The 12441-nt window shown below is 58.4% G+C and carries 12 protein-coding genes; 7 read left to right on the top strand and 5 right to left on the bottom strand.

Going from position 1 to position 12441, the window contains the following annotated elements:
- Position 1: 1 nt before the first annotated feature.
- Entirely contained in the window at positions 2–475 is a 474-nt protein-coding gene (locus BM438_RS28920; RefSeq protein WP_093641426.1) for a hypothetical protein, read from the bottom strand.
- A 642-nt stretch (positions 476–1117) separates the two neighbouring features.
- Here BM438_RS28920 and BM438_RS28925 point away from each other — a divergent pair.
- Complete coding sequence (locus BM438_RS28925) at positions 1118–2746, top strand: methyl-accepting chemotaxis protein (protein WP_093641429.1); 1629 nt, start codon at positions 1118–1120, stop codon at positions 2744–2746.
- 61 nt (positions 2747–2807) lie between these two features.
- Positions 2808–3305, top strand: a complete 498-nt coding sequence (locus BM438_RS28930) for a hypothetical protein (protein ID WP_143131765.1) — start codon at positions 2808–2810, stop codon at positions 3303–3305.
- A gap of 26 nt (positions 3306–3331) precedes the next feature.
- Here the strand turns inward: BM438_RS28930 and BM438_RS28935 are convergent, their stop codons facing one another.
- Positions 3332–3553, bottom strand: coding sequence for a hypothetical protein (locus BM438_RS28935; RefSeq protein WP_093641434.1), 222 nt, complete (start codon positions 3551–3553; stop codon positions 3332–3334).
- Positions 3554–3631: 78 nt separating this feature from the next.
- The gene (locus tag BM438_RS28940) at positions 3632–4294 is read right to left on the bottom strand and encodes a DUF3313 domain-containing protein (protein ID WP_093641437.1); all 663 of its coding nucleotides are present in this window, start codon (positions 4292–4294) and stop codon (positions 3632–3634) included.
- Between the two features lie 295 nt (positions 4295–4589).
- On the opposite strand from BM438_RS28940, the gene BM438_RS28945 reads away from it, so the two are divergent.
- From BM438_RS28945 to BM438_RS28960, 4 genes are all read left to right on the top strand, one after another.
- A complete protein-coding gene (locus BM438_RS28945; protein ID WP_093641439.1) occupies positions 4590–5186 on the top strand; it encodes a TetR/AcrR family transcriptional regulator in 597 nt (198 codons plus the stop codon).
- A gap of 357 nt (positions 5187–5543) precedes the next feature.
- The gene (locus tag BM438_RS28950) at positions 5544–6821 is read left to right on the top strand and encodes a paraquat-inducible protein A (RefSeq protein ID WP_093641583.1); all 1278 of its coding nucleotides are present in this window, start codon (positions 5544–5546) and stop codon (positions 6819–6821) included.
- A 1-nt stretch (position 6822) separates the two neighbouring features.
- Positions 6823–8442, top strand: a complete 1620-nt coding sequence (locus BM438_RS28955; RefSeq protein ID WP_425270750.1) for a PqiB family protein — start codon at positions 6823–6825, stop codon at positions 8440–8442.
- Positions 8439–9026 carry a PqiC family protein gene (locus BM438_RS28960; protein ID WP_093641442.1) on the top strand — a complete coding sequence of 196 codons (588 nt, stop codon included), beginning with the start codon at positions 8439–8441 and terminating at the stop codon, positions 9024–9026. The genes BM438_RS28955 and BM438_RS28960 overlap by 4 nt, the downstream gene beginning before the upstream one ends.
- 221 nt (positions 9027–9247) lie before the next feature.
- Here BM438_RS28960 and BM438_RS28965 read toward each other — a convergent pair whose 3' ends face one another.
- Positions 9248–10351 (bottom strand): alkene reductase, encoded by a 1104-nt coding sequence (locus BM438_RS28965; protein ID WP_093641445.1) that lies wholly within the window; start codon positions 10349–10351, stop codon positions 9248–9250.
- A 432-nt stretch (positions 10352–10783) separates the two neighbouring features.
- On the opposite strand from BM438_RS28965, the gene BM438_RS28970 reads away from it, so the two are divergent.
- Positions 10784–11716, top strand: coding sequence for a LysR family transcriptional regulator (locus BM438_RS28970; protein WP_093641448.1), 933 nt, complete (start codon positions 10784–10786; stop codon positions 11714–11716).
- On the opposite strand, the gene BM438_RS28975 is transcribed toward BM438_RS28970, so the two are convergent.
- A complete protein-coding gene (locus BM438_RS28975) occupies positions 11665–12387 on the bottom strand; it encodes an SDR family oxidoreductase (RefSeq protein ID WP_093641450.1) in 723 nt (240 codons plus the stop codon). The genes BM438_RS28970 and BM438_RS28975 overlap by 52 nt on opposite strands.
- Positions 12388–12441 lie beyond the last annotated feature (54 nt).

A 12441-nucleotide genomic window follows, 5' to 3' on the forward strand; every position in this document is an offset into this window, starting at 1 on the left:
ATCACGCTGGCTTGCTCGAGTCGCCGGAAACGTTCGGCTGCTCGACCGTTAATGTTCCCTTTGCCATCACCGCGCGGTGGATTGCTTCGGTTAGCGAATTATTGATCTCGATGAGCCGGTGCATCTCATCCTGGATATTCAGGAGCGCCTCAGCGTCCTTGTAGGTCTGTAGCGCCTGCTTGTCTGAGGCTGCGGCCGCAACCTTCTGGCCCACCATGATGACTGACAGCAGCACCAACTGCAAAAAAGTCTGTGCGATCCAGGCGATCAGCGTCGACACGCCGCCCTGAACGGCGGATGGCAAGCTGATAAGCGCGATCGCCGCAAAGACATAGGCACACCACATCGTGCCAACCGCGTTGGTGATAACGAGAGCGATCCTACCGTTCAGGCCTAAGTGCTCCTGAGCGGTCAGGTGCGGTCCAGTTTTTTCGCGTTCCTTGAGTCGCTGATTGGGAAAATGTTCGAGTTTCATTATTGGGTCCCCATTGAAGAGTGAGTAATCTGCGGCACTATCAGCGCTTTACCGCCTTGGTCTCGAGTAACTCACGTAGCGTATCGACGGCGGCTTCCCACATCATGGTATGGCGGGTGGATGTCACGGCTGGCTCCCTGCCTGTTCTGTCAGCCCAACATTGGCTGTCCATTCATGAAAGGCTAACGGTGCACGCGTGTCAAGTAAGCGGAGAGTGCACTGCACCAACCAGTCCGGCCAGCGGGTCTCGACGTCTTATTGGACCAGCTGATTATAGTCAGCCTGATCACACTCGATAGAGGTCGAAATGTCGATGTACTGATCAATACAACCGATAGTTACTATCGGGTTTTGCGTGCCAGGATTTACGAAATGAATCCCTTCAATGTGGCAACCACCATCGCTTCCATCGGCAGCTAGCTGTGCAAGCAGCCTGGAACGAAAAATCCAAACATTACAGACTCTTACGTCAACGCGCTGCGATCCAACCGCGCCGCGGACCTGCAGGATATGCCTAGGCAAAAATCAGGAAATCCTGACATCAAGCCGTATCTCAACGTCGCCGTATACCTACTGAGGAGGCGCCCTCAATTCCTTTGGCGCAACACTATGTCCCCTGAAAGCGTCCTGAAGGATAACAAAATGAATAAATTCATCTACACCATCCGGTTCAAGATCATTGTCGTCCTCGGGGCCTGCATCACACTGATGGCCGCGATGGGCGTGATGGCGATCGTTGGGCTCGCAAGACTGAACTCGAACATGAGCGAGACGTACGGGGGCACCGTAGTTCCGCTTGCTCAGATCTCCGAGGTACGTGCGGCGCAACTGAACATCAGGGTCAAGCTCAGGCGCATTCAGATCGAAAAAACGCCCGCCACACTCGACAAAATGTTGCCGATTGTTCAGAGCGAGCTCGCAACAATCGATAAGGTCTGGCCGCAATACTATCCCGCAGCGGTATCGAACCCGACCGAACGGGAGGCCGCCGACCGGGCGGACCGCGCGCTCAAGGAGTTAATGACGCAGACAGGCAACATCATTACGCTTCTGAAAGCCGGGAAATTCGATGCGGCATCGGACCTGATCAACAGCACGGCGAGTCTTTCCGACGCATTGAATCTGGCATTGAGCGACGACACGAAAATAAATGTACTCGAGGCAAAGCAGTTTGCCGACGACGGTGAATCGACCTACAAAACGCTGCTCATGGTGACTGTCGCGCTCCTCAGCACGGGCGTACTGATTGCGGGCGGCATGTCGATTTACCTTATGCGCGTGATTACCCGGCCACTTGACCGGGCAGTCAACATCGCCAACCGGATCGCTGAGGGCAAGCTCGAAAACCGGATTACCGTCGATATACGCGGCGAATTCGGGCTGCTGCTCGACGCGTTGAAAACCATGGACGGCAAACTCAGCAATACCGTTCGCGGCATCAAGGCCTCGGCCGAGTCGGTCACAGTCGCTTCACGCGAAATCGCGAGTGGCAATCTCGATCTGTCGGCGCGGACGGAGGAGCAGGCAGCGTCGCTGGAGGAAACCGCAGCCAGCATGACGCAGTTGACCGAGACCGTCAGACAGAACGCGGACAATGCCCGTCAGGCGAATACTCTGGCCTCGGGAGCAACGGACATGGCGCACGCCGGCAACCAGGCGGTGCAGGACATGGTGGCAAGCATTGGCCGGATCAGCGAAAGCTCCAGCAAGATCCGCGATATCACGAGCGTCATCGAGGGGATCGCATTTCAGACCAATATCCTCGCGCTGAATGCGGCAGTCGAGGCAGCGCGTGCCGGTGAGCAGGGCCGTGGTTTTGCGGTCGTCGCCAGCGAGGTTCGCAGTCTTGCGCAACGTTCGGCCACTGCTGCACGGGAAATCAAGGAGTTGATCAGCACGTCCGTTGCGATGATTCAGGGCGGCTCAAAGCAGGCAACTGATGTGGGCGTCACCATCGGACAGGTGAGGCAGGCGATCAGGCAAGTCGCCGACATCGTGGGGGAAATCGCCGCCGCTTCCGAGGAACAGAGCCGGGGCATCGAGCAGGTCAACCAGGCCGTGACACAAATGGATGACGTGACCCAGCAGAACGCCGCACTTGTCGAGCAGGCCGCGGCAGCAGCGCAATCCCTCGAGGAGCAGTCTTCGAAGCTGCTGGATGCCGTTCTGGTGTTCAGTACGTCGGACACGGAGTCCACACGAACGCCTACGCGCGCCGTCGGAAACAATGCGTTGACCGTCCGTCGCGATCTCGCGATGGCGGCGCGTTGAGCAACCCCATAGACGCGTTATCCATCGCGATCCACGAACTCCTTCAGATGGACACTTACAGGTGAATCCGCAGACGTTTGTCCTACAGGCGCGGCTTTGCGCTCGCGCCACGTCGCTTAAAGCGCGGATGACTGAAGCGCATGATCAGGCGAAGGGGCTGATCGAGCGCGCTGAGGGTTGTCTCGCCGTGCTGGATCATCTGCGACAGAGCACCTCCGCCCTGGCAAACATTTCCCCTGGCGCCGACATCGGTCTTTTTATAGAAGAGTTGCGTCGTTCAGAGAACGGTTGGCACGATCAGTTGCAAATGTTGAGAACGCTACTGACTGAACTCACGGCTCAGACTCATAGCGCCCGCGGCGAGATCGAGTCGTTCGCCACGCTTGCGCTTGGCACGCAGACGGCCCCCGAGACGATCATCGATGCCGAGTGCGCCGTCGAAGCGAGTGAAGCCCACTTTCGGGAGGTCATCGCACAGTTGGAAGCGACGCAGGTGTGGTTCGAACACTTCGACACGCAGATCAATACCATCATGGCCAATTTGCGAAAATCACGCTAGCGCTCGCGGCCGTCCGAGAAGCGTGTCTATCGTGCCGCAGTTTGAACACCCGGATAAAAGCCCACAACCAGCACGATGTATGCGAGTGCAGCAAAAATGCCGGCCAGGGTGCCGAGCCAGTCCCTGGCGGTCGCGCCACGCGTGAAATGGACCGGAATCCCCACTAGCAGATACGCGACTGAGAAAACGATCGCAACCATCAAGGGCGGGGGCGCGAACGAAACAACCACTTCGGCAAAGGGCCGCATTCGCAAACCTCATAGAAGTCCGAAACGGCCGCGCTATCGCTGCGGCGAGTTCCGGTACCCGGGTAACAGACGGACCAGTTAACGAAGCTGTTCCACCAGCGCATCAGCGCCCTTGTCGAGGCCGGTCTTCGCGGCACCCAACGAACCAAAAGCTGCCGGCAGATTCATGGCATTCGGATACTGCTTCGAAACGTATGCCTTCAGCAGACGGCCGCTGGTGCCGTCAAAGACCTCCACGGAGTAGGTCACCGAGCCGCTGAATGCGCCCTGCCCCCCGCGGACTGCCTGTACGCCGTTATAAAGATTGCCCGCAAGGTCGAAATGCATGAACTGCCCGACGAGTAACGTCGTTTTTTCGGCGCCAGTGAGTGTCAGCTTGATCCTTAGCGTATTCGGGCCGGCCTGGTTCGCAACGCTGAACCGTTTCGCGAGTTTCTCCGAGAACGTCCTCCCCATGTAATCGGCGAGCGCCGCCTTGTCGGCCTCTTTCAGGTCGCCGAACTGGTTGTCGTTGCCTTGGTACACGGTAACCGGGTCCACTATCACCTGCGTGTATTGGGGCCAGGCAACTGAAGTGGCGTACTTGTAGGGAACCTTGCCTGAGTCGTCATCCCGGTTCTGCTTCAACTGCGATGACGATGCGATACCCGTGTAGGCCACCGGTTGCACGCCGGCACACGCTGTCAGGGTTAGCACCGCGACTCCGGTGAAAAGAAGCGGTACTAGTTTGTTCTTGAACATTTAGGTTTCCTCGAAAGCCCAGTTAAGTGCCAGATGGCGCTCAGTTCAGGCGAGAACTGATCAGGTCGCCACAGTAGCATCGGCAGAATAAGATGTAAACCGTCCAGACGGTCTGTACATAAAAAAATGAGCGCGTACAATTACGCCTGGTCAGGAGACCGCCTGCTCCGTGGGCGGCACATAAGGCCGTTCGCCAGCAGTGCGTCGCAGCCGGCTATTTGTCCACCAACAGAAGAGAGGCGCGCCAGCGGATTCGGTGCGCGCTGCAATCGTCGCAACGTCATCAATATCGATAATGGATAACCAGACCCGCTCGGAGATTTCCCGCAAAAAAGCGATTGCTGCCGCTTTCACCATCCTCACCCGAGACGGTGTGGGCGGGCTTACGTTCGATTCGCTGTCGCGTGAAAGTGGTATCAGTAAGGGTGGACTGCTTCACCAGTTCCGCACCAAGCACGGCGTGCTGTGCGCGCTGCTGGAACAGCATCAGATTCAGTTCGAGCAAATCGGACGCGAATACATCGCAAAGGAAGGCGCATCAAAGGCGGAGCCAACGCTTGCAGCCCAGATTGCAATGTATCGGGAATCCTCGAATCAGCCGCATTCTGTGGCACGGGCCATTCTCGCAGCGCTCGTCGAGAGTCCTGAATTGCTCGAAAGCCTCAAGGCGTCTGACACGGCGAAAATGAAGGCGTTGCAGGATGAGGCGCCTGACCTCGACTTGTCATTGTTGCGATACTTTGCGGCTAGCGGTCTCGCATTTCATTCCTTGATGGGACTCTCGCAATTGAGCAATTCGGCGCGGAACAGACTATTCGACCGTCTTCTTGACGAAGAAAGTTGGCCGGCGCAGGTTCCACAACCCAAGCCTCGTAAGCGGTCGGCGCGCTAACCGCCATTAAATCCCTTTAGGCGATCGGGGCGTTTTCACACGCCCCAGGTCGTGTGCTGCCTCGACCCTTTACGTCGGGAGCGCAACACTTCTAACACGTGCGTATTGCCCTGATCGCAGTGAAACTCCGCGAACAATACAAACCGTCTATCCGGTTTACATCGAGTATTTGCAATGCTACGCTGAGGCCTCACCTGAATCGTCCGCTCTGGGACCTCCCAGAAAGACACGTTCGAAGGCAACGGCCAATCGGCCCCAACCCCGTCGAGTTAGCCGATGCCTACTCCCTTACGACCCTCACCCCGAAAGCCAGACCGGGGCGTTTCTCGATCGTGTTTCCACGAGCGGATGCAGAAGATGAACAGAGACAACTTGATCGCCTGTCACGAATGTGACTTCCTTCAGCGAGAAGCGCCGCTCGTTGAACGCGGTACTGCGCGATGTCAACGATGTGGTGCTGCGCTCTATCGATATCGAAACGTATCAATGTCGCACGATTGGGCACTGGCGTTCACCTTAGCCGCGGCAATCCTTTTCGCTGTTGCCAACCGCTTTCCGATCTTTGAACTCTGGGTCAATGGGGCATCTGTCGAAACTACTCTTTTCGGCGCAGCGTCCGCGCTTTACGCCGATGGCATGTGGCCGATCGCGGGCCTTGTGTTCGTGACCACACTTCTGATGCCTTCATTGAACATCGCAGCGGTGATCTATCTTCTCCTGCCGTTGCATACAGGCGGATTTCCCCACAAGCCTGAAATTGTTCTTCGTGTGCTGCGGCACGTTGCACCATGGGGAATGATTGAGGTGCTGATGATGGGGATGCTGATCGCGCTCGTCAAACTCCAGCACATCGCGACAGTCGTCCCCGGGGTAGGCGCGTGGACGTTCGGAGCCGTGATGGTTCTGCTTGCCGCTACGACGGTTGCGTTTGACCCCCGTGAACTATGGGCTCGCATCGACACGTTGCGTCGCGACGTCGGCATCTCACACGCACAGAATGCACGCATCACAGCAGCAACTGCCGCACGTGCTGGCCTGTTCGCCTGCCACGATTGCGGCCTGCTCTCAAAGCCGCTTTTCCCCGATGTCCACGCCGGAATCTGCCCACGTTGTGGCGCAGTGCTGCACTCGCGCAAGCCCAATAGCCTGGTTCGCACGTGGGCATTCCTGTTCGCCGCCATGGTCCTTTACATCCCCGCCATTCTGCTGCCGGTGATGGTCACCAGTACCTTATTTGGCGCCCGCTCCGACACGATCCTGAGCGGCGTCGTGTTGCTCTGGACCTCCGGGTCGTGGTTGCTGGCAACAATCGTTTTCATCGCAAGCATCGTGGTGCCCGTGCTCAAAATTCTTTCGTTGGCCTATCTCGCCTGGAGTACCCAGTTGCGCTCTCCGCAAATTCCCCACCAACGTACACGTATTTATCGAGTCATTGAGTTTGTCGGTCGCTGGTCGATGCTTGATATCTACGTGATCACTATCCTTGTCGCGTTCGTGCAATTCGGTTCGCTCGCAACGATCGACGCAGGTCCCGGATCGATCGCTTTCGGCGCGGTAGTCGTGCTGACCATGTTCGCGGCGTTGTCATTCGACCCGCGGCTCATCTGGGACGCAGTGGAGTCAGAACGTGAATGAATTGTCCGGACCGAAAGATAATCAGGATACGTCCGGTTTTCCGAGCGCCGTTGCTGTCAAACATTCGAAGTGGCGCATGCAGCTCGTGTGGCTGGTGCCCATTGTCGCCGTGCTGATCGCCGGTTGGCTGGCCGTGAAGTCCGTCATGCAAACAGGCCCAACTATCACAATCAGGTTTTCCACTGGCGAGGGTATTGAGGCCGGCAAGACGAAGATCAAGTTCAAGAACGTCGATGTTGGCGTAATCAGGAACGTTGAACTCTCCGACGATCACAAGACGGTGCTGGCAAGCGCTGAAATGTCCCGCAACGCTTCCAGCATGCTCGTCGACGATACCCGCTTCTGGGTCGTTCGGCCGCGTATATCGGGCGGCACGGTATCGGGCATCGGCACGTTGTTGTCCGGCTCCCACGTCGGAATGGATATCGGTACATCGCAAAAGGCGCGACGCGATTTTGTCGGACTCGAGTCACCGCCAGTACTCGCTTCCGGCGCACCGGGGCGGGAGTTCGTGCTTAAGAGTGAAAACCTCGGCTCGCTCGATGTCGGTTCGCCGGTGTTCTTCAGAAGGCTTCAGGTTGGCCAGATCGTCTCCTACGCACTCGATCCCGAAGGCGCGGGCATGATCGTCCACGTCTTTGTCAATGCGCCTTACGACAAGTACGTGACGAACGACACCCGCTTCTGGCATGCAAGCGGCGTCGATGTGACCGTGGATACGACGGGCGTGAAGGTGGACACCGAATCATTGGTATCGATCCTGATTGGTGGCCTGGCATTCGAGAGTCCGCCCGACACAAATAGTAGAGTTGAAGCCGATGCCCTGCACCAGTACCCGCTTTTCCTCAATCGAACCGAGGCGATGAAGCGGCACGACACAATCACCGACAAGTACGTATTGAACTTCAAGGAGTCTGTGCGTGGGCTTACCGTGGGCGCACCCATCGACTTTCGCGGGATCGTCATCGGCGAGGTATCGGCGATCAACACACATTTCGATCCGGCTACCCGGGAGTTCAGTATCCCGGTCGAAGTCAACATCTTCCCGGAGCGCCTCATCCCACGCGACGAATGGAAAGACCAAGGTGGTCAAATATCCTCCGCGCGAAAGGAGTTTGCGGACTACCTGGTCTCAAAGGGGCTACGAGCACAACTGAGAACAGCGAGCCTGCTGACCGGACAGCTGTACATCGCGATCGATTTCTTCCCCTCCGCACCGAAAGTGACCATGGACTGGAGTAAAAAGACGCCGCAACTGCCCACCGTGCCAGGCAATCTGCAAGGGCTTCAGGAATCCATTACCGATCTCGTCGCGAAGCTGAACCGTATCCCGTTTGAAGGAATAGCCACGGACCTGCGCAAGACACTTGGCGACGCGGACACGCTGTTGAATACGATCAATACGGACATTGCGCCAGACGCAAAAACGACGATGGCTGCAGCCCGTGAAGCACTCGCGTCTGTGAATCGCACGATGCAAAGCGATTCGCCCTTACAGCAAAGCACCGCCGACACCATGCGCGAAGTCTCGCGTGCTGCCGCCTCGATCCGTTCGCTTGCGGAATATCTCGAACGCCATCCCGAAGCGCTGATCCGTGGCAAAACCGAGGACAAGCCATGAGCCTACGTTCAGCATTCCCTGTATCGATGATCGCGCTTGTTCTTGCCACCGGCTGCGCAATGTCACCGACGCCAGCGTTCTACACATTGAGCGCTGTCCAGCATATTGAGCAGCCGCCGGGCGCGAGTCCGATTGCAATCGCGATTGATCTGGTTACGGTTCCCGAACTAGTCGATCGGTCGCAAATAGTCACGAGGCTCGATGCGAACCGCGTCCGTATCGACGAGTTTGCGCGCTGGGCCGATCCATTGAAGAGTCAGATTCCCCGCGTACTCGCCGCGGATCTGGCGGAGATCATTCCGGGAGCAATCGTATCGACTGTTCCACAGCGCGCAAACGACATCGCCTACCGAATAACGGTTGACGTGCAGAACTTCGATTCATTGGCGGACGGTACGGTGACGCTGGTCGTCATCTGGTCGGTGCGTCCTCCAAACGGAGGAAAGCAGATTGCGGGACGTTCTGTCGTTCGTCAGAGCGCCGTCGGGTCAGGTTACGATGGTTTGGTGAAGGCACACAGCCGAGCCCTGTTGTCCGTAGCGAAGGATATCGCTGCGGCGACGCAATCGGCTTCGCGATTGTGAAAGCGCCGGGTGCGCGCTTTCGCGTCAGGAGAATACGCCCGTCAGCTTTTCATGAAAATCGCAAGGTCGATTGGAACCTTTCCCCTTGCCATGCGCTAAGTGGATCGCGCAACGACCGGCACCACGTTGGCACCGGTCGCTGCATCGTTCAGGCCGTACTTGCGTGAAGGGAGTCAGGTACCGGAATCCACCCTTCCGAACCCAGATGGTAGCGCGAAGAATTACGCCGCCTGCGTTTCAGCATGGAACGGGTAGTCGGTGTAACCGCGCGCGTCGCCGCCATAAAAAGTACTACGGTCATACCGGTTGAGCGGCAGATTCAACCGCAGACGCTCGGGCAGATCGGGGTTGGCGATGAAGTGGCGACCAAACGCTACGATGTCCGCGTGACCCGCTTCGATGATCGCGTCCGCAGTCTCTTTCGTGAAACCGCCTGCAGCGATTAGCGTGCCGCTGAACTTCGGGCGCAGATGGCGCGACGCGACCGGGTCATGAACTTCGCCGATCGTCTCCGTGCCCTTGATGCGTGGCTCGACCACGTGGAGATAGCCGATGCCGTGCTTGTCCAACTGCTCGGTCACGTAACCGAAGGTGGTTTCCGGATCGCTGTCATACATCGAGCCATAGGTGCCACTCGGTGCAATGCGCACGCCAACCCGCTTCGCGCCCCACACCGAAATCAGTGCGTCCGTCACTTCGAGGAAGAAGCGGGCGCGATTTTCAATCGGCCCACCGTACTCGTCGGTGCGAGCATTCGAACCGTCCTGGAGAAACTGGTCCGGCAGGTAGCCGTTTGCGCCGTGCAGTTCGACACCGTCGAAGCCCGCGCGCAGTGCCCGCTCGGCACCCCTGCGGAAGTCCTCGATAATGGCGGGGATTTCGTGCAGTTCAAGCGCACGGGGCATCGCGAATTCGACTTCGCCGTTCACCGAATACGCATGGCCTTCGGCTTTCAGCGCAGACGGAGCGACGGGCGCCGCGCCACCTGGCTGAAGATCCGGGTGAGACTGACGGCCTACATGCCACAACTGGAGGAAGATGCGAGCGCCTTTGGCGTGCACGGCATCCGTGATCCGGCGCCACCCTGCGATCTGATCGTCGGAGTATATTCCCGGCGCCATTGCATAGCCGTAGCCCTGCACCGAGACGGGGGTTGCCTCCGTGACGATGAGACCACCTTCGGTTGCGCGCTGCGTGTAGTACTCAACCATCAGATCGCCCGGCACGTCGCCGGGCTCCGAACGCATGCGTGTCAATGGCGCCATCGCGACGCGATGGGATAGCGTGTAAGGACCTACTTTGACGGCTGAAAACAGCTTGCTCATGGAGTTACTCCTTGCGGATCAGTTAGCACCGCCTTGCGGTACGAGTGCGGTAACACGTTCGATGGCTCCTGCAACTGCGGCAGCGAGCCACAACGTCGATTTGCTGTCAGACGAGCTTCTGGTAGCGGTTCGCCAGACACAGAAGCATCGTCGTTGAATTGAACGAGCCAGGGTAGGCAGCGCGACCGCATAACAGTCATTCCCTTGGGGCATATCGGGTGAACTTCGTCTCGATCGATGAACGACCTACCGCGCAAGGGAAGGCGCTGAGGATAAGAACGCGTTACCGTATGCCTGTGCGGAATGAGTGCTATGCCGCCGCTACGGAAAACAACGTGGCGCGGTGGTGTATCTTCGGGCAAGCAGGTTTCGTCGCGCGTGTTTGATGGTGCGACGCACGAGCCCCAAACATCTGTTCCAGGAGGGACGACCGTGGACCGACTGACAGCGATGGAAACGTTTGTGTGCGTGGTGGAGTCCGGCTCTTTCTCGGCGGCAGCGCGGCTGCTGAACGTTGGGCAGCCCGCCGTTTCCAAGTCCATCGCGCAACTCGAAGAGCGGCTTGCGGTTCGACTACTGCTCCGCTCGACGCGCGGGTTGACGCCGACCGAAGCGGGCCACGCATTTTACGAGCGCGCAAAACGGGCGATCGAAGAGGCGGACGAGGCCGAGGTTGCGGCAAGAGGATCGGCCGGCGCCATTTCGGGTCGTCTCAGGATTTCAGCAGCGGTGACCTTTGCGCGGATTCATATCCTTCCGCAGCTCCAGACATTTCTTGATCGACACCCTGAACTCAACATCGACATTGTGCTCGACGATGAGAACATCGATCTGCTGGAACGCGGCATCGACGTAGCGCTCAGGATGGGAGTGCTTGGCGACTCGAACATGACTGCACGCAAGGTCAGTCACGGTCGGCGTTGCGTCGTCGGCACGCCGGCATGGTTCGCAAAGGCCGGCGAACCGCGGGCCCCTGCGGATCTGCTATCGCATCAGGCGATCGTGTATGAGCAAGGCGGCGGCGGAAGCGTGTGGTCGTTCAGGCAAGGCAATTCGGAAACGGCCATTGTCGTGACCGGGCGCGTTCGCGTGAACGCAGCGGAAGGCGTGCGCGCGGCCGTGCTCGCCGACATGGGCGTCGCGATCGCTTCGGAATGGATGTTCACGCCGGAACTCGCAAGTGGTGCCGTCAAACGCGTGCTGCCCGACTGGGAATTGCCGGGTATCGACCTGTGGGCAGTTTTTCCCAGTGGGCGCATGGTCAGTGCAAAGGCACGCGCTTTCGTCGCCTGGATCGAGGAGATATTCGGCCCTCAGATTGAAGCCTTGCCGATCGAGGCGCCGCCGTCGACAAACAACGTTTGACCCGTAATGAAAGCAGCATCGTCGGACAGCAGGAAAGTGATCGCTGCGGCAATCTCGTCTGGCTTGCCGAAGCGTTTCATTGGGACGGCGGAGAGATAGCGCTGCTCCCCTTCGCTTCCCGGCGCGTTGTTGGCTCTGAACAGTTCGGTTTCCGTCGGGCCGGGCGCGACGGAATTGACCGTGATGCCGGTGGTCGCCAACTCGAGCGCCCAGGAGCGCGAAAAACTCACCAGGGCAGACTTGGCGGCGGCATAAGCGGTACGTTCCACGATGCCAAGGACAGTGAGGCTCGTAATGTTGACGATCCGCCCCCAGCCCTGGTTGCTCATATTGGGCAGCAGTGCCTGCGCCGCCTGTATAGCGGGATGCAGATTGAGCGACATGACGGAGTCAAGCGTGTCCAGATCGATGGCGCCCAGCCTCTGCGGTTTGACGAGGCCAACGTTATTGACCAGGCCGTCGAACTTGTATTCCGCCACAAGCCTATCGAGCACAGCCTGCGTTTTCACGCGGTCGGACAGGTCGACAGACACGAGCGTTCCTGGGAAGCCAGGATCGTCTGCCTGACGCGCCAGTCCCACAACCCGGTGCCCGTCTGCATTCAGCCGCGCTGCGACGGCTCTGCCGATGCCTTTGCTGGCACCGGTTACAAGAAAAGTGCGTGATTTCATATTGCCTCGATGTTGATGGTCCGGCTTGCCTGTTCAATCGTTCCCGGTGGTTCT

Origin of the sequence: Paraburkholderia aspalathi (genome assembly GCF_900116445.1) — a bacterium.
Lineage (GTDB): Bacteria > Pseudomonadota > Gammaproteobacteria > Burkholderiales > Burkholderiaceae > Paraburkholderia > Paraburkholderia aspalathi.